Raw genomic sequence first — 21,074 nt, 5'->3', positions numbered from 1 at the left:
TTTATAATTGAGCCAGACGGGTCTGACGGCACCATCTAATGCGGCATTGTCACATTCGGTTAGTACAGGCACTGCTAAAGCACTAACCTTCACAGAAGGTGGCGCGGCCGCGACTTTTCTTTGGTTCGTTTCTTTTGAGAGAAAAGAAATGAACATCCACAGGTCCAAAACTTACAACTGCCCTTCCTAATGAAAAACCATTGTAACCGGTGGTTTTCACCCCCGCGTTCTTTGTGGTTAATCGTCAAGCTAAATATTCTGCGCTATTACAAACCCACTTGCCCAAGCCCACTGAAAGTTGTAGCCACCCAGCCAACCTGTAACATCCACACATTCGCCGCCGAAGAACATGCCCGGTACTTTTTTGCTTTCGAGGGTTTTGGATGATAGTTCGTTAGTGTCAACGCCGCCCGTCATAACCTCGGCTTTATCGTAACCTTTGGTGCCTGCAGGCTTTACCTTAAACTCGTGCAGTAGTATGCTGATGTCTTCCAGTTCGGTTTTGGTAAGGGATGCCAGGTTTTTATCCGCAGGGATATAATCTACCAAAGCCTCGGCAAACTTGCGGGTAAACAGGTTAGATAAATAAGCCAGCAGCATCTTCCTGCCGTTTTGCTCGCGTTCCTGTAGGATGAGTTCAATAATATCCTTGCCGGGCAGCAGGTCGATGTATATATGTTCGCCGGGTTTCCAGTACGATGAGATCTGCAAAATGGCCGGGCCGCTTAAGCCCCAATGTGTAAATAGGATATTTTCTTCAAAGCTTGCCCTGTCGTTCCACACGCGGCAAAATATACTGTTGCCAGATAGCTGCTCGTACCAGGGCTGGTCTTTACCGGTAATGGTGAGTGGCACCAGGGCAGGGGAGGTTTCGGTAACCTGCATTTCAAACTTACGCGCTACGCGCAGACCAAAATCCGTAGCGCCCATTTTTTGGATTGGCAGGCCGCCACTGGCAATAACCACTTTAGGAGCAAATAAAACCTGCTGTTGATCACCACGGATGATCGTAACATTAAAACCTTCATTAATTTGCTCAACGGCCGTCACTTCCGTATCACACCAGATCTCCTGGCCCAGGTCGTTACACAAGTTTGTAAAAACATTTACCACATCCTTAGCCTTATCGCTCACCGGGAAGAGCTGCCCAAGCGTTTTTTCTTTTCCTTCGATGCCGTAGCTTTCAAAAAAGTTCACGGTATCGTCAACCGTCCACTGCGCCAGGGCCGAGCGGCTAAAATGCTCGTTATTAGATATGAACTGTTTATGAGTGGCGTACAAATTAGTGTAATTGCACCTGCCGCCGCCGCTTATCAATATCTTGGCGCCTACTTTATCGTTCTTCTCTAATACCAATGTTTGCTTGCCTAAAAAGCCGGCTTGTACCGCGCACATAAGCCCGCAGGCGCCGCCGCCAATAATTATAGCGTCAAAAGTTGATTGTTTTGTTAAATTTGCTGTCATGGATGATGTTGCGCAAATATCAGAATTTGGAAAGATACTTATCTTTTTAATTGTAGGCGTTGTTGCAATTGGTGGATTGTTTTTTGTGAACCGCCTTTTAGCGCCGCGCAACCCCAATTACGAAAAGCTAACTACTTACGAATGTGGCGAAGAACCAACCGGCAATGCCTGGTTGCCTTTCAACTCGCGTTTTTACGTTATCGCGCTGGTTTTCTTGCTGTTTGATGTGGAGATGGTATTTGTTTTCCCCTGGGCAACGGTTTTTGGTAACCGCGAAATTATTGCTATTGATGCCCGATGGGGATGGATCTCGCTGATAGAAATGTTCATCTTTTTAGGGATTTTGATATTGGGCCTGGCTTACGTATGGATAAAAGGCGACCTCGACTGGATAAAACCAAACGCCGCCCTGCCGCAAACAGACACTCGCATCCCGAAAGCATTATATGACGACCTAAACACACAGCAAGGCAATTTCAAGGTGAGGGAATTTAGTTTAGAGATACATCCTGTAGCCGCCGCTATAGCTGCTCCGGTTGCCGGCTCTGCCGATACCATCACACAGGAAGTGCGGAAGCCTATGTTTAAACCATCATTTAAAAAACCAGCCAATGACGCCTGACCTGACCAACGAAGCCGGTGGCATTGTGATCACCAAAATGGATGACCTGCTTAACTGGGCAAGGCTATCATCATTGTGGCCCTTAAGTTTTGGGATTGCCTGCTGCGCGATAGAAATGATGGGCGCTATGGCATCTACTTATGACCTGGATAGGTTTGGGGTATTCCCCAGGCCGTCGGCAAGGCAATCGGATGTTATCATTATTGCAGGTACGGTTACCTTTAAAATGGCAGAGCGCATCAAACGCCTGTACGAGCAAATGCCCGAACCTAAATATGTGATCTCGATGGGGTCATGCTCCAATTGTGGCGGCCCATACTGGCAGCACGGTTACCATGTGGTAAAAGGCGTTGACAGGGTTATCCCGGTTGATGTTTACGTACAAGGCTGCCCACCAAGGCCCGAAGCGCTTATTGGTGCTATCTTAGAATTGCAGAAGAAGATTGAGAAGGAACATATAGTAGCGGGTGCCCAACCTGTTTAATCTTCGCATGTCAATCTTATAAATTTACAATTTAAAAAATAGTGGCGCGGTTTTGCAATAGTTAAATTCTGCCCTTGTTGGTGTTGTCACCAACAAGCCGCCATGCTGGCTACCGTATGCGGTTTTTTTACTTGCTAACGGCAAGTTTTTTTTAAATGAAAGTTATGGTGGTATGATTTTGTCAGTAGCCGTATTTTATAAAAATCTGATTATTAGTTAATTGCAAATTTATCATCGTGTTCACGGCCGTGAACGTGAACATTTAAGCTGTTTTTAGGCCGATTAAAATGGCATTTCTTTTTTACAGTTAATCCGTTACATTTGTTACCTATGCAAAAAATCCTGGTAGCAAACCGTGGCGAGATCGCGCTGCGTGTAATGCGTTCGGCCCGTGAAATGGGCATCAAAACAGTAGCCGTATATTCTGAGGCCGACCGTAATGCGCTCCATGTGCGTTATGCCGACGAGGCCGTGTTTATCGGCGAAGCACCATCCAGTCAATCGTATCTTGTTGGCGATAAAATTATAGCCGCCTGTAAACAAACAGGTGCGCAAGGCATCCACCCGGGTTATGGTTTTTTGAGCGAAAATGCCGCGTTTGCAAGGCAGGTACGCGAGGCGGGTTTGATCTTGATCGGCCCATCGCCAGAGGCTATGGAGGTGATGGGTAATAAACTATCCGCCAAAGCTGCCGCGTTAAAATATAACATCCCCATGGTGCCCGGCACCGAAGAAGCCATTACCGATGTGCCTGAGGCCAAGCTTCGCGCGGTGGAGGTTGGTTTCCCTATTCTGATCAAGGCCGCTGCCGGTGGTGGTGGTAAGGGGATGCGCATTGTAGAAACCCCGGAAGATTTTGAAGAACAAATGGGCCTTGCCGTGTCCGAAGCTATTTCGGCCTTTGGCGATGGTGCTGTTTTTATAGAACGCTATGTTTCGTCGCCCCGCCATATCGAGATCCAGGTATTGGGGGATACGCATGGCAATATTGTGCACCTGTTCGAGCGGGATTGCTCGGTGCAACGCCGTCACCAGAAGGTGGTAGAAGAAGCGCCGTCTTTTGTACTTACGCCAGAGATCCGCGAAGCGATGGGCAAATGCGCCGTCGACGTTGCCCGCTCTGTTAATTATACCGGCGCCGGCACTGTTGAATTTATTTTGGATGATAAGCTCGATTTCTTTTTCCTGGAGATGAACACCCGCCTGCAGGTAGAGCACCCGGTTACCGAACTGATAACCGGAATCGACCTGGTGAAAGAACAGATCCGAGTAGCACGTGGCGAAGCTCTCAGCTTTAAACAGGAAGACCTGAAAATACAAGGCCACGCGCTTGAGTTGCGTGTATATGCCGAAGACCCGGCAAATAATTTCCTGCCGGATATTGGCACGCTGCAAACCTATATAACCCCAAAAGGTCCCGGCGTTAGGGTTGATGATGGCTTTGAGCAAGGTATGGAGATCCCCATTTATTACGACCCGATGATTGCCAAGCTGATCACCTATGGTAAAGACCGTACCGAGGCCATAGAACGCATGATTCGCGCTATCGATGAATACATCATCACCGGTATCACCACAACATTGCCGTTTGGCAGGTTTGTGATGGGCCACGAGGCATTCACCTCCGGTAATTTCGATACCCACTTCGTTAAAAATTATTTCACCCCCGAGTCGCTGGAGACCGGCAACGAAACCGAAGCGCTTATAGCGGCTTTGGTAATGGAGAAATTGCTTGCCGGCAAAAAAGTATCCGTTGCAGAAACAGCTGTTGCCGCGGAAAGTAATTGGGTTCGAAATAGGAAATAGCCCTCTAAATCTCCCCCGGCAGGGGAGATTTTCGAACTAATCCGCCTAACCCCGGTTCAGAGCAATTCCTCCAACTCTTCTATCATTCCCACCTGTCCCGGTATCATCTTTACTTTAGCTTCATCGATAGTGAACCAACCGGCACGGTCAATCTCCGGGAAGCTGGCGCGCTTGCCGGATTTTGGCGGCCACTCAATTTCGAAGGTGTTGCTGGTAATGTTGGTATGGTCTATTTCGCCCTCTACTGCCCAGGCGTGTACCACCTTGCCGCTTTTTTGCTTAACCGGTTGTAGTTTGATAAAATTGCCGGTGATGGTTTTGCCTACTTCCTCCTCAAATTCGCGTTGGGCTGCGGCGAGGGGTTCCTCATCGTCGCTAAATTCGCCTTTGGGAACAGACCACGCACCGTCATCTTTTTTGCGGAAGTACGGCCCGCCTGGGTGCACCAAAAAAACCTGTAATACCCCGTCTGTTAACCTGTATAATAAGATCCCCGCGCTTTGCTTCAGCATAAATTAGTTTTAATGGCAAATTAGCAAAACACAAAGTATTATGGTTAGTTTTATGTAATACAATCCCCGTATGTAAACCTTTGTTATTATGGAAGACACCCGCTGGACCAAATTTAAACTTTGTGGCGATTTTAATGTAGACCTGCGAAGCCTATACCTTGCCTGGAGCACACCCGCCGGGCTTGAAAAATGGTTTCTGCGCAAAGCGGACTTCTTTACCGTTCCGCAGCGCCTAAGGGGTAACGACGAGCAAATTTTAAAGGAAGACACCTACATCTGGTACTGGCATGGCTATGGTAACGATGTGATGCAACAAGGAAGTATATTAGAAGCCAACGGGCAGGATGAGATCAAATTTACCTTTACCGGCGATAGCGTGGTTGCCGTGAACTTTAGTACCCGCAATGGCTTAACCATTATAGAACTGGAACAAACCGGCATCCCGCAGGAAAATGACCCCGAAAAAAACTTGCTGGTGCAATGCCAAGTAGCGTGGACGTTTTACCTCGCCAACCTAAAATCTGTAATGGAAGGAGGGAAGGACCTGCGCAATAAACGGGTGGAACTACAAAGCCGTTTTAAGTAATGCGCAAATTTTAATTTTAATGGCCATAAATTAATCCTCAATCATGTGCTGAATTTCAATCGCCTCATATATGAAAACGAAATAAAGTTGTATAAATATTATGAATGAAGTGCTTTTGTGATAATTAACAAACTTATCACAATCCAAAAATGTCCACAAAAAATTTAATCGGTAGCCGGATTGTTGCTATTAGCACTAACATTATAGTTTTATTCGGCTTGCCAAAAAGAAACAAAGCTACCGTACTTGATACCAATAACGATAAAAAAATAGCTGCTTCTATAGCTAATAATCTTTAAAGATCAATTGTAAACTTAGCGGGCCAAAACACTAAATCAACTTTACCTGCTACCACCGGTGTGCATAACGGCAAAAAAGTTAGCGGGCTATTACCATTGAGTAATACGCAGCTTACATAAATTTAAAGCGGATAGCCCCAAAGCTATCCGCTTTAAATTTATGTAAGCTGCGCTAACACTTGGCACATCCAAAAAACATTACTTTTGCAGCATGTTTACAGGAATAATAGAAACCTTAGGTAAAGTAACCGATCTACGCCACGATCAGGGCAACCTGCACATCACCGTGCAATCGGGCATTGTTAATGAGTTAAAGATAGATCAGTCGGTAGCGCATAATGGTGTTTGTTTAACCGTGGTTGGGTTGACCGACGATACGCACACCGTTACCGCAATAGCGGAAACATTGAGCAAAACCAGCATTGGCCACCTAAAAGTAGGTGAACCTGTAAACCTGGAGCGCTGCATGCAAATGAACGCCCGACTTGATGGCCACATTGTACAAGGCCATGTAGACCAAACTGCCACCTGTACCAAATTTACAGAGCTTGATGGCAGCTGGGAATACACTTTTGAGTATGACCCATCAGTAGGGAATGTAACGGTAGAAAAAGGCTCCATCTGTGTTAACGGCATCAGCCTAACGGTTATAAACTCGGGCCCTAATTATTTTTCGGTAGCCATTATACCGTACACCTATGAGCATACCAACCTGCACAACGTACGCGAGGGCTCCGTGGTAAATTTGGAGTTTGATATTATTGGTAAGTACGTTGCAAGATTGATGAACCGCTAACGACTCAAAACCGCCACTCTGCTTTTGGAATAATCTATAAAGCCCTTTTGTTTATCTACAGGGGGTTTGCCTGCCAGATACTTCTTGTAATATTTTATCGCACTCTTCTTATCCTTTAGGTTGGTATCGTATACATTTGCCAACGAATAGTAGATCATGGGCGATTCATCAAACTCCAGGCTTTTTTGGTAGGCTGTTATCGCTTTTTTAAACCTTTTTAATTTTTCGTTACTATCCGCCACTTCGCCATAATAAGCGCCCGTGTTTGGCGAAATGCCTTCGGTAATGGCTTTTTGCAGGTAAAATATAGCCATGTTTTGGTCCTTAACCGCTTTGTAGCCTAAGCCGGTGTAGTAAAAACTGGTTTCGTTGCGGGCAATCTCGTCCATACTCATAAAGGTAGAGATGCTGCATTCATAGTTTTTGGTATTGTAATAAGCCACGCCAAGCTTAGTAAGTACCTGGCCGGATATATTACCATAGTTGACCAGCTTTAGGCAAGTGTTAACCGTTTCGGGCCATTTCTTTTGGGAGTATTGCAACTTCATGAGGCTGTTTAGCAATACGATATTTTCCGGGTCGGCAGTTATAGCGGTGGTCAATACTTTCTCGGCCTGCGGGGTAAATTTCATACTGATGTATAGATCGCTCAGGTCTGATGCTACATCTGCTTCGGCAGGGTTAAGCTGATTTGCCCTTTGCAGGTACAAGATATATGACGTTATATCATTTTTATCGTGGCTGATGGTAGCCAGTTGCTTGTACACAATAAAGTTAGTGGTATCGTGCGCTATAATGCGTTTGTAATAAAGCTCGGCTTTGGCATTGTTGCCGCGGCGCAGGTTTAAACTACCCAGGCTATGCAATACAGCGGTATTGGTGGAATCGATATTATAAATGCGCTGGTAATATGCTTCGGCATCTGCCAAACGCCCGGCCATGTTTGATGTATAGGCCAGTTGCCCCAATGCTTTTGTACTGTTTACTGGTTCGGTGTACGTTTTCTTCAGGTAGTCTGCCGCCTCGGCAAAGCGTTGGTTTTGATAATAATCTAATAGCAAGGCGTCATCAGGCTTAGTTGTTTGCTGCGCAAAACACGCTGTGGAAACGGCAAAATTGAGTATAAGGGAGAAGATAGATTTCATATAACTAAGTTATTAGTTATAATCGATAAATCCAAAATAAATATACTTTGGCACTGTTATGGCTATGTACAGTTTATATAAATAAAGATACCTATGGATAAGATCAGAAAATTTGAATTGATGGAAAAAATCGTCCATGAATTAGAAGACTTAAAAAACAGTAACCAGGCGTTGATACAAAAGATCGCTAAAATAGAGGTAGACAATATTGACCTTGGCAACAAACGCATAGAAAAAGACCTGCCCGATATGCACCAGCGTATTGCTGATAACCTTGACACTATTGCAAGCATCCTTGAAGATTTTGCAAACCAAACCGACGAGTATAGCGATAAAAACAACATAACTGCCCTAAAAGAGCAGGAAGAAATAGACAATCTGTAACAGATCTGTTCAACTAAAAAAAGCCCCGAAATCGGGGCTTTTTTTATGTTTTTTTCTTCGTTAGCCAAATGGAGTGTAAAAGTATTAGCTGTCTACTTCAAACTGTTCTTAAAAAACTTAGCAGCTATCCCGCCAACCTGCTCATGTATAGCATGGCGATCAACCCCTGGGCCATCGTTAAATATCATACCGCCGTTTTGTTTTAGTTCGCCAAGGGCTTCGTTCAGGAATACGTAGTGCGCCGCCCTGCCAGGTACTATATATAATTTTGATCTTGGCATCAGTTTATGATAATGCATGGCATTGGTTTTAACAGGCGCTATGCTGTCGCTTTGCGCGCCAACAATATATAGGGGAATGCCTACATCCCTAAACTGACTTGCCTTTATAAACCCCTGCCCAACAGCCGGGCACATAGCAAATACCGCCTTTATGCGTTTGTCTTTTAATGGCGGGCTGTTATCAAACGAACTTTGAATAGCGGCATCGTCCAATGTATTGATCAGGTTAGGGAATTCGGGGATGGTGATCTCTTTAGCACCATCCGGGGTTTGGGTGAAATCTTCCATTGCCTTTAAGTCTATTTTTGCACCGGCCAAAGCAATAATCGTATAGCCGCCGATAGAAAAGCCCGCCGCGCCTATACGTTGCTTGTCTATCACTTTATTCAGCACGGGGTTTGCTAATAGTTGGGTTAGCACAAAAGATATATCCTGCGCACGTTGCCAGGGCGTTACAAACTCAATGGCAATTTTGTTATCGTGGGTATTGCCCCAGTGGTCTACAGCCGCTACAACAAAGCCTTGCTTCACCAATATATCTGCCAGCCATTCCATAGTGAGGCGGCCACCACCTGTGCCATGCGAGATCATGATGAGCGGGTGTTTGGCAACAGGCAATTTTGCATCCCTAACGGTAGGATCGTGGACAAATGGAAAACCCTCTTTTAATTTGGCTGCTTTACTTTTATCGGTGGTAGGGTACCAAATTTCGGTGGTTAGCGGCCGCTTGCGTACAGTATCGTTATATTTAAAGGTTTGCTCGCCTATTATAATTTGGCCGAAGGCTGTTATAGGTAACAGGACTATGAGGAATAAGATGTGCTTTAGCTTCATGTGTTTGGTTTGATATACAAAGCAACCTATTTAAAACCTGAGGCTTATTGACAAATGTCAATAATTCACTTTTTTGATTTTAAGCGGCTCAGCGTTTCCTGCGAAATGCCGAGGTAGTCGGCAATAATTTTTGATGGCAGCCTTTGAATAAGCGTAGGGTTGGTTTGCAATAATAACTTGTATCGTTGTGTGGCATCCATAGTTATCAAGCTTTCTATCCGTTTGATGGAGGCGATATAATCCTTTTCGAGGCCTAAACGGTAAACATGCTCCCAACCGGGAAAGTTATCCAGCAGATCGTTAAAATCGCGATGGCTGATATATAGCACCTCGCCTGGTTCGGTGCTTTGTATGACTGCCAGCGAAGGTTCCTGCAAATTAAAACTCGGGAATGCGGTGCCAAACCTGCCTTCGGTAACCAGGAAACGGGTAGATTCTTTGCCGTTTACATCCAGCATGAAAACCCGCAGGCAACCCGAATTTACGAAGTACAAGTAAGGGTTAACATCACCCGCATGCAGTAAAATCTCGTTCCGTGTGATTGTCTTCTGCCTAAACTTGCTGCAAAATATAGCCAGTTGCTCGTCGCTTACCTGCATGTTGCCGGTAACATATAGTTTAAGCAGCTGGTATGGCGATAAAGCAGGTGGCATAAGCCAAATATAAAAAATCTATTGGTACTGGATATAAATAGGAGCGGGCTTTAAGCTAAGCACCTCTTTAGGCGTCATCATTCGTTTTGGGGCGTTCTTAATATCGTTCTTGTAAAATAATTTAAATCCGGTAAACTGCACAGGTTCGCCTGCTACGAAATATTTGTAAGTGCCTTTTTTAAGATCGGGGCCTCCCCAGCCATCCATATCCATCACAAACTGTACGTTTTGGTTCAGCTTGATGTCCTGATAATTGGTTACCATGCGCTTTGTAAAGCGGTGTACCACAAAGATCTTTGGCGGCAGGTTATATTTTTTACAAAGACCGCTCAGGTAATTGGTAACGTAGTTAATGTCTTTGGCGTCAAAGGTACCTATGCGTTTGCCTGGTACGCTACCTTCCTTCATAGAAAATTCAGGGTCGATGCCGAAGTGTACGTTAGGCATCTTCAGGTATTTCTCTAACTTAGGCAACTCGGTTTCTACCGTGCTAAAGCCAACCTGGATATCCAGAAAAACAAGCGCGTTGATAGGTTTTGCCATTTCGATAGCCTTATCTATCTGACTAAAGGGCATTCGCAGGTTATGTAAACCATCGCGTCCTGCATCCGCCTGTGCCGTAACACATATATAATGCAGGGCGGGTTTTACAGGTGTTTTTGGGTCGGCGGCTTCCCAGGCTTTCACTTCGGCCAATAATTTGCTGCGCATCACTGGTGGCTCATACTCGCCAAGTACGCCCATCTTTTTCGAGTACATGTTGCCATAGTAAGCCACCACACGGTAGAAAGGCAATATTGCCCCTGCCTTAGGATATGGCGATTTTTTGACAGGCCATTTACCTGTTTTATCGCCATTGGCTAAACGGGCGACCAACGAATCGTAACGGGCGCTATCCAGTGTGGCCGGTTTTAAAGTACTATCCTGTTGAGTGGTTTGTGCAAATGCGGAGAAAGTTGATGCGGCCATTGTAAGGCAAACCGCTATGCGTAGAATATTTTTCAAGTGCTGATGATTAGATTGCACAAATAACGCATTTTATGGCAATGAGTTTGGAATAATCTGAGGAATAAAAATACGTGTCATTCCCATGCTATCGCAGCAATGACACGTATATGATCTACTCTATACTTTTTCCCTTCATCGCGGTAGCAATGGCAACATCCATTACGCGTTCGGCAAAGGGGCGGGTAAAATTATTAAGCTCATCTATTTTGCTGTGTATAAGGTCTTTATCGCCCGTGCTTAAGGCGGCTTTAACGGCTTCTAACTGGATGTGTGTTTCAGTTACTTCCTCAGTATTTAAAAGTTGCCCGTTCTTTTTAAGGAAATTCTCTACCACGTACACTATTTGTTCCGCTTCGGTTTTGGCTTCTATCAGCATACGGGCGCTTACGTCGTCTTTGGCATGGGTGATGCTGTCCATCAGCATTTGCTCAACCAGGTCATCGGTAATGCCGTAGGCCGGTTTTACTTCCACTTCTTGCTTTACACCGCTGCGCAGTTCAATAGCCTGGATCTTGAGGATGCCATCGGCATTCAGTATAAAGTTGATATCCACCTTAGGGAAACCAGCCGGCATCGATGGGATGCCCTTCAATTCAAACTCGGCCAGTTTGCGGTTCTCGCTGATCAGGTCGCGCTCGCCCTGATAAACAGCGATCTTCATATTCACCTGGCCATCTTTGGATGTAGTGTATTGCCGGCCTGCTTTGGTCGGGATCTTCGAGTTGCGGGGAATAATGGTATCCATCAAGCCACCCATGGTTTCGATACCAAGCGATAGCGGGGTAACATCCAGCAGTAAAATATCGCTGCGGTTACCGGCTAAAACATCGGCCTGTATGGCGGCACCAAGGGCAACCACCTCATCAGGGTTAATGCCATCATGCACCGGGCGGCCGAAAAATTCAGCCACCATCTTTTTAACTAAGGCCGTACGTGTACTGCCGCCAACCATCACCACTTCATCGATATCGATAGTGGTAAGTTTAGCGTCTTTCAACGCGTTTTGGCAGGCGGTAATGGTTTGCTGTACTTTAGGCAATATCAGTTCCTCAAAGGTATTACGGTCAATAGTGCACCAAATGTCACCTATCTTTTCGTTAAAAATGCTTTGGTGAGCAAATGCTTTTTTAGCTTCCTCGGCTTTCAGGCGAAGCTCTTGCGTAAGTTCGCGGTTATTGGCCAGTTCGGTTTTATCTATGTTATTTTTTTCTATCCAGTAATCGGCAATGGCGCGGTCAAAATCATCACCACCCAAAAAGGTATCTCCATTGGTGGCCAGCACCTCAAAGATGCCGTTTTGAATTTGCAGGATAGATACGTCAAATGTTCCGCCGCCCAAATCATACACTGCAATGGTTTTGGTTTCTTCAGGATCAAGCCCAATGCCGTAAGCCAGGCTCGCGGCGGTGGGCTCGTTCACAATACGTAAAACGTCCAGCCCGGCAAGTTTACCTGCATCTCGGGTTGCCTGGCGCTGCGAATCATTAAAATAGGCAGGCACGGTTATCACCGCGCGGGTTACAGGGGTTTTAAGCGCATGCTCGGCACGTTCTTTAAGTTCTTTCAATATCAGGCCCGAAAGCTCGATAGGGTTGTAAAATTTATCGCCAACCTTAATTTTCACCAGGTTCTCGCTATCGTCGTCGATGATCTTGTAAGAGAAAAAGTCCTGGTAGTTTTTTACATCAGCATAAGAGCGGCCCAGCAAACGCTTAACAGAAAACACGGTGTTCTGCGGGTCGGTTATCAAATATTCTTTGGCTTCGTTACCAACGGTGATATCGCCCATGGCGCCAAAATGGACTACAGAGGGCACTAAAACGCCCTTGCCGGTATCATTAATAACCTTTGGGTCTTTATCGGGATCTATAAAGGCCACCAAGGAATTGGTTGTACCCAGGTCGATGCCTACAATAATATCTTCTTTTTGTATGGAACCCGTTGCCAGGTTGATAGAAACTTTAGCCATGGTAATATATCACAAAGCGCAAATGTACTCAGTTTTAGGGGATGGAGTGTCATTTGGATTTCGGATTTACAATTGTCTTATCCCGAATTATAATAATTAACGAATTTGCCGAACTAAAGGGCTTCAAATTCTGTTAATTCACCAAATTCGTTTAATTCGAGTTTCAGACAAAATCGCTATTTTCATGCCCAATGTTTAAACACCTGCTTCTTCCCCTGTTATTATTCACCGCCACACTTGCAAAAGCTCAGCAATTTGGTGGTAACCCGCCGTCTATCAACTGGAAACAGGTGAAATCCCCGGTGGCGCGGGTAATTTATTCGCAGGGAATGGATTCGGTAGCGCAGCGTGTGGCACAAACCATTGCACAAATGAACCGCAGTATACAACCAACCATTGGCTTTAAGCAAAGGCAGGTAAGCATTGTTCTGCAAAACCAAACTACTATATCAAATGCTTATGTGGGTTTAGCGCCGTTCCGCAGCGAGTTTTACCTAACGCCCGGGCAAAACAGTTTTGATGTAGGCAGCCTGCCATGGCCCGAGCAATTGGCTATTCACGAGTTTAGGCACGTGCAGCAATACAATAATTTTAATGTAGGCCTGTCAAAAGGCCTGAGCATCCTGTTTGGTGAAGGCGGGCAGGCGTTAGGCAACGCTTTATCAGTTCCCGATTGGTTTTTTGAAGGCGACGCCGTTTATAACGAAACGCTGGTGAGCCGACAGGGCAGGGGGCGGTTGCCTTACTTTTTTAACGGCTTCCGCGCCTTATGGGCTGCCGGTAAAGATTATAGCTGGATGAAACTCCGGAACGGTTCTTACCTGGATTATACCCCCAACCATTACCCGCTTGGTTATATGATTGTTGCCTATGGCCGCGAGAAATACGGAAACGATTTTTGGCGCGGTGTAACGCACGATGCGGCTGCATTTAATACGGGTTTTTACCCATTGCAAGGCGCGATTAAAAAGCATGCGGGTGTCGATTATAAAACTTTCAGGAATGCGGCCTTTAACCATTTTAAACAGGTTTATAAAAACGATGTAAAGGATAACGATCCCAAAGCAAAACGCCAACATTTTATAGCCGACGAGGAATTTCCGGCGTATGTGAACGATAGTACCATTATTTATCTGCGGACCACCTATAACCACATCCCTAAGTTTGTTATCCGCACGGGTAACCGGGAAAAGGTGATTGCCACGCAAAGCATCAACACCGATAATTTTTTTAGTTACCACGATGGCAAGGTTATCTACGCCGCATACCGCCCGGATCTGCGCTGGGGTTACCGCAATTATAACGAGCTGATGGTGCTTGATGTGCAAACCGGCAAGGAGAACCGTATCACACGCAAAACAAAATATTTTTCGCCCGCATACAGTGCAGATGGTAAAATGATTGTAGCTGTTGATGTGGCGTCGACGGGAAGGAGTACGTTGCATTTGTTAAAAGAGAGTGGTAAATTGATTTCCGAATTGCCAAACACGGCTGGCCTATTTTACACCTATCCCAAATTTTATGGTGATGACAAACTGATCTCGGCTGTGCGCAATTTCAAGGGCGAAATGTCGCTTGCGCTGATTGATATAAAGTCGGATTCTACGACATATTTACTACCCTTTAGTTTCGAGCCGATAGCTTTCCCGCAGGTGCAGGGCGATGTGGTGTACTTCACCAAAACATCGGGCGTTAACGATAAATTGTTTGCACTTAACATCGGCACAAATCAATTGTTGGAGGTAAGTGCCCCTGCAATAGGTGGTTCTATAGGTTATTACCAATCTGCCGTCAGCCAAAATAAAATAGCTTGGACTGGCTTTACCGCTTCGGGTTATCATTTGCAGCAAGCTAACCGTGCCGATGTAGGGCTATCACCAGTAAATAACACGCAAGCGTTTTCGGCCTTGCCGGATATGAATATCAGCGCGCTAAAAAACGATAGCGCGGCTAATTTTGTAGCTTCTATTAAGCCCGATTTGCTACCCGTAAGTAATTACAGCAAATTGCATGGGTTATTTAATTTTCATAGCATCTTCCCAAGTTTTGATGATCCTAATTACTCCATCCAATTGGTGGGTAATAATGTGCTTAATACATTTGATTCGCAGCTGACCTTTAGCTATAACCGGGATGAAGGCTACAAACGGATAGGTTATGATGCCGCGTACGGCGCCCTATTTCCATACCTGCTTGTTGGTGCCGATTACACCTTTGATCGCCGCGGGTTTTACAAAGGCAACAGCATTTACTACAACGAAACTGACATTCACGGGGGCTTACAGGTACCGCTGAACCTCTCGGCTGGTAAAAACTCAACGTCGCTATCGGTTAGCAGCAGTTTTTATTATAGCCGCAACATTTTCCAGGAGGCTTTCCGTAGTTTGTTTAAGGATAGTTACTACACCTATCTGAGCAACACGCTGCGCTTCAGCAACCAAACCCAACGGGCAAAACAAAATATCAACCCACGTTTTGCGCAGAACATCAACATCAGCTATAAAAAATCACTTACCGGCAGGGAATCAAACCAGATATTGACAACGGGTGCACTTTATTTTCCGGGGTTAGCCCCTAACCACAGTTTGGTTCTAACCGGGGCATACCAGCACCGCGGGCAAAATAATGGCATTGGTTTTTCTAATGATTTCCCTTTCGCGTACGGTTACAGTACCGAGAACCTCGATAACATGAACAAGTTTTGTGCAAGTTACCATTTCCCGATAGCTTATCCGGACGGTGGCGTAGCTAACCTGCTTTATATTCTGCGCCTGCGCGGCAATATCTTTTATGATCATATGCACGCGACCGATTCTAATTTTTTATTAGACGGCAGGCCTTTGAATACAAACTTCAGATCGGCAGGTGGGGCAATTTTCTTCGATACCAAGTGGTTTAACCAGGCAGACATAACGTTTGGCATACGATACAGTTACTTATTAGACCCCGACCTGTTTGGCGGCAGCGGACATAACAGGATTGAGTTGGTGTTGCCGGTGGCGATATTTTAATTTGTTTGATTACACCGATTTGAATGATTAATACTGAATTTAATGAGGTATATATTAGCTGATAAGCATGATGTAAATTAGATCCTTCGCTATCGCTCGGGATGACAAATAGTGATTCACTAAATCACTAAATTATTTATCCATTCGCCGCTTCCAATATCGCTTTAACCTTATCGGCACTCGTAACATCTAAACTATATTCATCGGTGATGCCGCCGGTGAGGAGGATATGGTCATTTTTGTATTGCATGCCACCTTCATAATTGATACGGGCAGATGAATGCACCTCGGTTGCACTGGTGAAATGCACCAGGTCGGCAACATTGTTTTCGGTAATGCCGCTGCCGGGCATAATGGTGATACGGCCTGCAGCTTTTTCTATCAGGTGCAATATTATATTAGAGCCTTCCATAGCAGTACTTTTGCCGCCCGAAGTAAGGATACGTTCGCAACCCATCTCGATGATCTGCTCAAGGGCAGCGTACTGATCGGCGCACATATCAAAAGCACGGTGAAAGGTAACCCCCAGGCCCCATTGGCGGGCAAGGCGCACCAGTTCGGTACAGCGTTCTACATCAATGCTTCCATCGGCCCTAAGCATGCCAATCACCACGCCATCGCAACCAGCTTCTATGCAGTTGCGGATATCGGCCTGCATCACTTCAAATTCCAGATCAGTGTAGAGGAAGTCGCCCCGGCGCGGCCGGATGAGTACGTAAAGTTTTATATGGAGGTGTTTACGGGCCAACAGCATTTGGCCGTATGACGGCGTGGTACCGCCTTCGGCAAGGTTCTCGCAAAGCTCAACCCTTATGGCGCCACCTTCCTGCGCGGCAATAGCCGAGGTTACCGAATTGGCGCAAACTTCAAGTGTTACAGGTGAAGGCTTATGGCTCATATAGCGGAGTAGGTTGTATTTACAGAAACCACGTATTATTTAAATATGTTTTATAGATATTATAGTTTATTTTTTGTCGTCTTTATAAAAGCTTTTGCCGGGTATCAGCAAGTCTTGTTTGTTGGCATCGCACACGGCAAAGCTAAAGCCTTCCTGTATCGCGTAAGCACCGTATTCGCCTTTTTTGTTGATAGCCAGGAAGCCCACCTGAATCTCTTTAGCGGTCTCCGGTTTCTTTTTGATGATGCGGTGCACAGCCTCTTTACACGCATCCTCGGGCGAATACCCCTGGCGCATCAGTTCGACAACTAAAAAGCTGCCCACGTTACGGATCACCTCTTCGCCAACCCCCGTAGATGTAGCGCCGCCAACTTCATTATCAACAAATAAACCGGCACCAATTATCGGGCTGTCTCCAACACGTCCGTGTAGTTTAAACGCCATACCGCTGGTGGTACAAGCACCGCTGATGTTGCCTTTAGCATCAATAGCTAGCATACCAATGGTATCGTGGTTGTATTTGCCACCGGGGCGGTGCTGCTCATTCTCTATATTCATCTTAGGCGAGTATTTAGCTGTTACCAGCCATTTTTTCCAGGCCTTTTCAGATTCGGGGGTAAGTAGTTTTTCTTTTTTGATGCCCTGCTCAACCGCAAACTGGGTAGCGCCATCGCCAACCAGCATTACATGCGGGGTTTTTTCCATCACCAAACGGGCAACGGCAATAGGGTGGGCGATGTGTTCCATAGCTGCAACCGAGCCGCAGTTGCCAAACTCATCCATAATACAGGCATCCAGCGTAACCCGTCCGTCGCGATCCGGATAACCTGCACGGCCTACGGTATGGTTTTTCATATCCGCTTCGGGGATCTTTACACCGGCTTCTACAGCATCAAGCGCACGGCCGCCTTTCTCAAGCGTTTTCCACGCTTCTTTATTAGCTGCAATACCAAAATCCCAGGTAGATATCACAATTGGCAGCCTATCGCCGGTAGCGATGGTAACAGCTTTAGCTGGAGCATATTTTGATAACGTTGCTAACGAAGCCGTTACAGCGGTTAACTTGATAAATTTGCGACGATTGTACATGACGATAAATATAATGATAGGGTAATAATAAGTATAAATGTATCAGCTTTGATACAATTGTACTTACATAATTGTATTCCCGAATGCTCTATTCAAAATCCCTTTGGCAATTGAAGCAATGCCATGCCCTGCGGGCATAAAATGGCAGCACCGCCAATAGGGCCGATACCAAAGCCACCAGCCAGTGTGCCTTACGCTCGGTAGCCGGGCCGAAGCGCACGTTGCTCGATCCGCAATAGGGGCAAATAACGGGGGAGTGTGTTTCATCGTCTATCTCAAAATGGTCTTGGTCGTGCAGGTCGCCACCTTGAGCTAAAATTTCGCGGCTGCGTTGCAGGTCGCGTTCAAATATTTTTAGTTTGATGCCACCCACGGCGTTGTTAAAAACCGGGTTGGCCGATATGATATTGTCATCGGCAATAAAACAGGGTATGCCGTTATCTTCCAGTTTGGTACGCATAATGTGCGCCAGCATAGGGTCGTAATATTGCTCCAGGGTGATGATCTTATCTTCGGGTTCTGCTGCCATATTTAACTAACATTTATGCTAAGGTACTTTGTTTTTGCTTATTTTGTGGTTATGAACCGCATCGACCGTATCTCTGCCATATTAATACAACTGCAAACCCGCCGTATTGTTAAAGCCAGCGATATCGCGGCGCGGTTTGATATCAGCCTGCGCACAGTTTACCGCGATGTGCGGTCATTGGAAGAAGCCGGCGTACCTATCATTGGCGAGGCCGGGGTAGGTTACTCATTGGTAGATGGTTACCGCCTGCCACCCATTATGTTTACCAAGGAAGAAGCCACCGCTTTTTTAACTGCCGAAAAGTTTGTAGAGAAAATGACTGATGCATCAACCACTGCCCAGCACCGTTCTGCAATGGATAAGATACGGGCCATACTTAAAACAACCGAAAAGGACCTGTTGGAAGGTATGGATGGCAGCATAGAGGTGCTTAAAAGCCAAACCCAGCGCAGGGTAAATAACAACAACCATATCCAAACCATTTTAAATGGTATTGCCGCTAAAAAGGTGCTTTGTATTGATTATACAGCAGGTTACACCCAAACAAAAACTAACAGGCATATCGAGCCCATCGGGATCTTTTACCTGGATAGCTACTGGCACCTGATAGCCTACTGCCGCATGCGTAACGATTACCGCGATTTCAGGCTCGACAGAATACAAGAGATCCAGGAAACCGACAATACCTTTAAAGGCAGCCACCCAAAATTGAAGGATTACCTTGCCCAAACCGCATCAGAACATCACCTGGAAACCATCGTAATTAAGGTTAACAGCAGCATTACCAATTTTATAAACGAGCAGCGTTTTTACCATGGCTTTGTTTCTGAAAAACATACCACTAACTACACCGAAATGACCTTCCTGACCACCTCGGTAGAAGGGTTTGTACGTTGGTTTATGATGTTTGGCGACCATGCCGAGATCATCAGTCCGCAGAAGATAAAGGATAAGGTTGTTGAAGTAGCCGAAGGTATTATGAAGCGAAATGCGGTGCCTATGTCGATGTAAACCTGTTAGACTGTCTGTTTACTCACCCGGTCATTGCTTCGCTCGACCACCCTCTCTTTGCTACGCGGAAGAGGGTTAAGCGCCATTTTTCTTTTCACCCTCTTTGCGCAGCAGAGAGGGTCGACCAGCGAAGCGGTGTCGGGGTGAGTAAAATAGTGAATTCTTTTCCCCTGCTGACATACTGTTGTCAATCTCCCGCGTTTCTTTGTGGCAAAATAATTGTAATTATAAGTAGATAGCCATCACGTTATGCCACAAAAATATTGGATAGCCGTTGCTTCAAAAGATCATATAGCCCGCGGTGTCGAAGGCGGGTTTATGCAGGCCAATCACGGTAAAGAAGCTCCGCTCAAAAAAATAACCCCCGATGACTGGGTGATATTTTATTCGCCGAAGCAAACCTATAGCGGTAAAGAGCCGCTACAGGCTTTTACAGCAATAGGGCAGGTGAAAAATGTCGAGATCTATCAGCATAAAATGAGTGAAGATCTTGTGCCCTACCGCCGCGATGTGCATTTTTATAAATGCACCGAAGCGTCTATCGATCCGTTGATACCACATTTACAATTTATAGAAAATAAGAAGGCATGGGGCTTTAAATTCAGATTCGGCTTTTTTGAGATACCGGGGCACGATTTTGAACTAATAAAATCGGCAATGATCCGCGGAGAATTAACAGACACTACACACATCTAAATTTACATATCATGAGCAAACTAAAATTAACAACCAAAATTGAGTTTAAAGCCCTTGCTGCTGAGGTTTGGAAAGGCTTGACAGACCCCGAATTGGTAAAGCAATACTTTTTCGGCACAGTACAAAAATCCGACTGGCAGGAGGGCAGCCCGATTACCTGGAGTGGCGAGTGGGATGGCAAAAGTTACGAAGATAAGGGCGTTATTAAAGAGATAGTCGCCGGTAAATATGTAAGGTACAGCTACTGGAGCAGCATGGCCGGTACCGAAGACAAACCCGAAAATTATGCCGATGTTAGCTACGAACTGGATGAAAAAGGCGATATTACCATCCTCACCATCACCCAGGATAATATTAAAGACGAGGCATCAAAAGAGCACTCAGAAAACAACTGGCGAATGATGTTTGATGGTTTGAAGAAGTTGATAGAGAAATAATTATAACACCTACCCATGAACTACGAAACAACAAATCTGGCCATGTTTTACGTTGCGGGCATCAGCATCCGTACAATTAATAAGGACGGCCAAGCCGGACAGGACATTGGCGCCCTTTGGCAGCAATTTACCCAGGGCAGCTTTGCCGATAAACTGGAAGACAAAGAAGGTAGCGAATTGTACTGTGTTTACACCGATTACGAAAGCGACCATAATGACTACTATACTGCTATTTTAGGGTGTAAAGTTACATCGATAGAATACCTTCCCGAAGGGTTTGTAGGTAAGGCCATCCCGGCTGCTAAGTATGCGTTATTTACCCCTGCAGGTAAGTTCCCGGCAAATATTGGTGAGACCTGGCAGTATATCTGGCAATCGGACCTGCAACGAACCTACACTGTGGATTTTGATGTATACGATACTGCTGATAAAGCTTTTGAAGATATTGAAGCTAAGGTTTATGTGGCGGTAGATTAACAATCACTTTTGTCATGCTGAACGTATGTGAAGCATCTAATCGCAGACTCGTCTGCTGCATAATAGATCCTTCGCTATCGCTC

General features: G+C 45.6%; 22 protein-coding genes. 12 read left to right on the top strand and 10 right to left on the bottom strand.

The features are described from left to right. Nucleotides 1–249 precede the first annotated feature (249 nt). Complete coding sequence (locus tag ABIB39_RS15615) at nucleotides 250–1,464, bottom strand: BaiN/RdsA family NAD(P)/FAD-dependent oxidoreductase (protein ID WP_354431095.1); 1,215 nt, start codon at nucleotides 1,462–1,464, stop codon at nucleotides 250–252. Between ABIB39_RS15615 and ABIB39_RS15610 the strand changes: the two genes are divergently transcribed. From ABIB39_RS15610 to accC, 3 genes are all read left to right on the top strand, one after another. Continuing rightward, on the top strand, nucleotides 1,463–2,086 hold the full coding sequence (locus ABIB39_RS15610) for an NADH-quinone oxidoreductase subunit A (RefSeq protein ID WP_354431094.1): 624 nt from the start codon (nucleotides 1,463–1,465) through the stop codon (nucleotides 2,084–2,086). The two genes, ABIB39_RS15615 and ABIB39_RS15610, sit on opposite strands and share 2 nt — an antisense overlap. Next, entirely contained in the window at nucleotides 2,076–2,570 is a 495-nt protein-coding gene (locus ABIB39_RS15605) for an NADH-quinone oxidoreductase subunit B (RefSeq protein WP_354431093.1), read from the top strand. Before ABIB39_RS15610 ends, ABIB39_RS15605 begins: the two co-directional genes overlap by 11 nt. A 330-nt stretch (nucleotides 2,571–2,900) precedes the next feature. After that, entirely contained in the window at nucleotides 2,901–4,376 is a 1,476-nt protein-coding gene (accC, locus tag ABIB39_RS15600) for an acetyl-CoA carboxylase biotin carboxylase subunit (protein WP_354431092.1), read from the top strand. 56 nt (nucleotides 4,377–4,432) lie between these two features. On the opposite strand, the gene ABIB39_RS15595 is transcribed toward accC, so the two are convergent. Then, nucleotides 4,433–4,888 carry an NUDIX hydrolase gene (locus ABIB39_RS15595; protein ID WP_354431091.1) on the bottom strand — a complete coding sequence of 152 codons (456 nt, stop codon included), beginning with the start codon at nucleotides 4,886–4,888 and terminating at the stop codon, nucleotides 4,433–4,435. Between the two features lie 88 nt (nucleotides 4,889–4,976). Between ABIB39_RS15595 and ABIB39_RS15590 the strand changes: the two genes are divergently transcribed. The 3 genes from ABIB39_RS15590 to ABIB39_RS15580 all read left to right on the top strand — a co-directional run bounded on the left by ABIB39_RS15590 (nucleotide 4,977) and on the right by ABIB39_RS15580 (nucleotide 6,569). Continuing rightward, nucleotides 4,977–5,474, top strand: coding sequence for an SRPBCC family protein (locus ABIB39_RS15590; protein ID WP_354431090.1), 498 nt, complete (start codon nucleotides 4,977–4,979; stop codon nucleotides 5,472–5,474). 149 nt (nucleotides 5,475–5,623) lie between these two features. After that, nucleotides 5,624–5,773, top strand: coding sequence for a hypothetical protein (locus tag ABIB39_RS15585; RefSeq protein WP_354431089.1), 150 nt, complete (start codon nucleotides 5,624–5,626; stop codon nucleotides 5,771–5,773). 211 nt (nucleotides 5,774–5,984) lie between these two features. Then, entirely contained in the window at nucleotides 5,985–6,569 is a 585-nt protein-coding gene (locus ABIB39_RS15580) for a riboflavin synthase (protein ID WP_354431088.1), read from the top strand. Here the strand turns inward: ABIB39_RS15580 and ABIB39_RS15575 are convergent. Next, nucleotides 6,566–7,714, bottom strand: coding sequence for a tetratricopeptide repeat protein (locus ABIB39_RS15575; RefSeq protein ID WP_354431087.1), 1,149 nt, complete (start codon nucleotides 7,712–7,714; stop codon nucleotides 6,566–6,568). The two genes, ABIB39_RS15580 and ABIB39_RS15575, sit on opposite strands and share 4 nt — an antisense overlap. A 93-nt stretch (nucleotides 7,715–7,807) precedes the next feature. On the opposite strand from ABIB39_RS15575, the gene ABIB39_RS15570 reads away from it, so the two are divergent. Continuing rightward, a complete protein-coding gene (locus tag ABIB39_RS15570) occupies nucleotides 7,808–8,098 on the top strand; it encodes a hypothetical protein (RefSeq protein WP_354431086.1) in 291 nt (96 codons plus the stop codon). A 92-nt stretch (nucleotides 8,099–8,190) separates the two neighbouring features. Here ABIB39_RS15570 and ABIB39_RS15565 read toward each other — a convergent pair whose 3' ends face one another. The 4 genes from ABIB39_RS15565 to hscA all read right to left on the bottom strand — a co-directional run bounded on the left by ABIB39_RS15565 (nucleotide 8,191) and on the right by hscA (nucleotide 12,843). Further along, nucleotides 8,191–9,213 carry an alpha/beta hydrolase family protein gene (locus ABIB39_RS15565; protein WP_354431085.1) on the bottom strand — a complete coding sequence of 341 codons (1,023 nt, stop codon included), beginning with the start codon at nucleotides 9,211–9,213 and terminating at the stop codon, nucleotides 8,191–8,193. Nucleotides 9,214–9,278: 65 nt separating this feature from the next. Further along, nucleotides 9,279–9,866: a Crp/Fnr family transcriptional regulator gene (locus ABIB39_RS15560; protein ID WP_354431084.1), complete on the bottom strand. Its 588-nt coding sequence runs from the start codon at nucleotides 9,864–9,866 to the stop codon at nucleotides 9,279–9,281. Between the two features lie 18 nt (nucleotides 9,867–9,884). Next, entirely contained in the window at nucleotides 9,885–10,871 is a 987-nt protein-coding gene (locus ABIB39_RS15555; protein WP_354431083.1) for a hypothetical protein, read from the bottom strand. A 115-nt stretch (nucleotides 10,872–10,986) separates the two neighbouring features. After that, entirely contained in the window at nucleotides 10,987–12,843 is a 1,857-nt protein-coding gene (hscA, locus tag ABIB39_RS15550) for a Fe-S protein assembly chaperone HscA (protein WP_354431082.1), read from the bottom strand. 191 nt (nucleotides 12,844–13,034) lie between these two features. Here hscA and ABIB39_RS15545 point away from each other — a divergent pair, with 191 nt between their 5' ends. Continuing rightward, on the top strand, nucleotides 13,035–15,854 hold the full coding sequence (locus ABIB39_RS15545) for a TolB family protein (RefSeq protein WP_354431081.1): 2,820 nt from the start codon (nucleotides 13,035–13,037) through the stop codon (nucleotides 15,852–15,854). Between the two features lie 136 nt (nucleotides 15,855–15,990). Here ABIB39_RS15545 and ABIB39_RS15540 read toward each other — a convergent pair whose 3' ends face one another. The 3 genes from ABIB39_RS15540 to ABIB39_RS15530 form a co-directional block, all read right to left on the bottom strand. Further along, on the bottom strand, nucleotides 15,991–16,752 hold the full coding sequence (locus ABIB39_RS15540; RefSeq protein ID WP_354431080.1) for a copper homeostasis protein CutC: 762 nt from the start codon (nucleotides 16,750–16,752) through the stop codon (nucleotides 15,991–15,993). A 66-nt stretch (nucleotides 16,753–16,818) separates the two neighbouring features. After that, complete coding sequence (locus ABIB39_RS15535; protein ID WP_354431079.1) at nucleotides 16,819–17,841, bottom strand: glycosylasparaginase; 1,023 nt, start codon at nucleotides 17,839–17,841, stop codon at nucleotides 16,819–16,821. 88 nt (nucleotides 17,842–17,929) lie between these two features. Next, nucleotides 17,930–18,370 (bottom strand): putative signal transducing protein, encoded by a 441-nt coding sequence (locus ABIB39_RS15530; protein WP_354431078.1) that lies wholly within the window; start codon nucleotides 18,368–18,370, stop codon nucleotides 17,930–17,932. A gap of 15 nt (nucleotides 18,371–18,385) precedes the next feature. Between ABIB39_RS15530 and ABIB39_RS15525 the strand changes: the two genes are divergently transcribed. The 4 genes from ABIB39_RS15525 to ABIB39_RS15510 all read left to right on the top strand — a co-directional run bounded on the left by ABIB39_RS15525 (nucleotide 18,386) and on the right by ABIB39_RS15510 (nucleotide 20,991). Further along, nucleotides 18,386–19,381, top strand: coding sequence for a helix-turn-helix transcriptional regulator (locus tag ABIB39_RS15525; RefSeq protein WP_354431077.1), 996 nt, complete (start codon nucleotides 18,386–18,388; stop codon nucleotides 19,379–19,381). A 249-nt stretch (nucleotides 19,382–19,630) separates the two neighbouring features. Then, on the top strand, nucleotides 19,631–20,077 hold the full coding sequence (locus ABIB39_RS15520) for an EVE domain-containing protein (protein ID WP_354431076.1): 447 nt from the start codon (nucleotides 19,631–19,633) through the stop codon (nucleotides 20,075–20,077). Between the two features lie 11 nt (nucleotides 20,078–20,088). Then, a complete protein-coding gene (locus ABIB39_RS15515) occupies nucleotides 20,089–20,514 on the top strand; it encodes an SRPBCC family protein (protein ID WP_354431075.1) in 426 nt (141 codons plus the stop codon). A 15-nt stretch (nucleotides 20,515–20,529) separates the two neighbouring features. Continuing rightward, nucleotides 20,530–20,991, top strand: coding sequence for a GyrI-like domain-containing protein (locus ABIB39_RS15510; protein WP_354431074.1), 462 nt, complete (start codon nucleotides 20,530–20,532; stop codon nucleotides 20,989–20,991). Nucleotides 20,992–21,074 lie beyond the last annotated feature (83 nt).

The sequence above is a fragment of the Mucilaginibacter sp. UYP27 genome, assembly GCF_040547175.1.
GTDB lineage: Bacteria > Bacteroidota > Bacteroidia > Sphingobacteriales > Sphingobacteriaceae > Mucilaginibacter.
The sequence above is the reverse complement of the archived record's forward strand: the minus strand, read 5'-3'. Positions and strand labels throughout refer to the sequence as shown.

What these genes read in the sequence shown, in the direction of transcription:
- ABIB39_RS15565 (WP_354431085.1), bottom strand. Translation starts at nt 9,213, where the DNA reads ATGAAGCTAAAGCACATCTTATTCCTCATAGTCCTGTTACCTATAACA.
- ABIB39_RS15610 (WP_354431094.1), top strand. Translation starts at nt 1,463, where the DNA reads ATGGATGATGTTGCGCAAATATCAGAATTTGGAAAGATACTTATCTTT.
- ABIB39_RS15520 (WP_354431076.1), top strand. Translation starts at nt 19,631, where the DNA reads ATGCCACAAAAATATTGGATAGCCGTTGCTTCAAAAGATCATATAGCC.
- ABIB39_RS15525 (WP_354431077.1), top strand. Translation starts at nt 18,386, where the DNA reads ATGCTAAGGTACTTTGTTTTTGCTTATTTTGTGGTTATGAACCGCATC.
- ABIB39_RS15585 (WP_354431089.1), top strand. Translation starts at nt 5,624, where the DNA reads ATGTCCACAAAAAATTTAATCGGTAGCCGGATTGTTGCTATTAGCACT.
- ABIB39_RS15570 (WP_354431086.1), top strand. Translation starts at nt 7,808, where the DNA reads ATGGATAAGATCAGAAAATTTGAATTGATGGAAAAAATCGTCCATGAA.
- ABIB39_RS15590 (WP_354431090.1), top strand. Translation starts at nt 4,977, where the DNA reads ATGGAAGACACCCGCTGGACCAAATTTAAACTTTGTGGCGATTTTAAT.
- ABIB39_RS15615 (WP_354431095.1), bottom strand. Translation starts at nt 1,464, where the DNA reads ATGACAGCAAATTTAACAAAACAATCAACTTTTGACGCTATAATTATT.
- ABIB39_RS15595 (WP_354431091.1), bottom strand. Translation starts at nt 4,888, where the DNA reads ATGCTGAAGCAAAGCGCGGGGATCTTATTATACAGGTTAACAGACGGG.
- ABIB39_RS15535 (WP_354431079.1), bottom strand. Translation starts at nt 17,841, where the DNA reads ATGTACAATCGTCGCAAATTTATCAAGTTAACCGCTGTAACGGCTTCG.
- accC (WP_354431092.1), top strand. Translation starts at nt 2,901, where the DNA reads ATGCAAAAAATCCTGGTAGCAAACCGTGGCGAGATCGCGCTGCGTGTA.
- hscA (WP_354431082.1), bottom strand. Translation starts at nt 12,843, where the DNA reads ATGGCTAAAGTTTCTATCAACCTGGCAACGGGTTCCATACAAAAAGAA.
- ABIB39_RS15530 (WP_354431078.1), bottom strand. Translation starts at nt 18,370, where the DNA reads ATGGCAGCAGAACCCGAAGATAAGATCATCACCCTGGAGCAATATTAC.
- ABIB39_RS15510 (WP_354431074.1), top strand. Translation starts at nt 20,530, where the DNA reads ATGAACTACGAAACAACAAATCTGGCCATGTTTTACGTTGCGGGCATC.
- ABIB39_RS15540 (WP_354431080.1), bottom strand. Translation starts at nt 16,752, where the DNA reads ATGAGCCATAAGCCTTCACCTGTAACACTTGAAGTTTGCGCCAATTCG.
- ABIB39_RS15605 (WP_354431093.1), top strand. Translation starts at nt 2,076, where the DNA reads ATGACGCCTGACCTGACCAACGAAGCCGGTGGCATTGTGATCACCAAA.
- ABIB39_RS15515 (WP_354431075.1), top strand. Translation starts at nt 20,089, where the DNA reads ATGAGCAAACTAAAATTAACAACCAAAATTGAGTTTAAAGCCCTTGCT.
- ABIB39_RS15560 (WP_354431084.1), bottom strand. Translation starts at nt 9,866, where the DNA reads ATGCCACCTGCTTTATCGCCATACCAGCTGCTTAAACTATATGTTACC.
- ABIB39_RS15575 (WP_354431087.1), bottom strand. Translation starts at nt 7,714, where the DNA reads ATGAAATCTATCTTCTCCCTTATACTCAATTTTGCCGTTTCCACAGCG.
- ABIB39_RS15545 (WP_354431081.1), top strand. Translation starts at nt 13,035, where the DNA reads ATGTTTAAACACCTGCTTCTTCCCCTGTTATTATTCACCGCCACACTT.
- ABIB39_RS15580 (WP_354431088.1), top strand. Translation starts at nt 5,985, where the DNA reads ATGTTTACAGGAATAATAGAAACCTTAGGTAAAGTAACCGATCTACGC.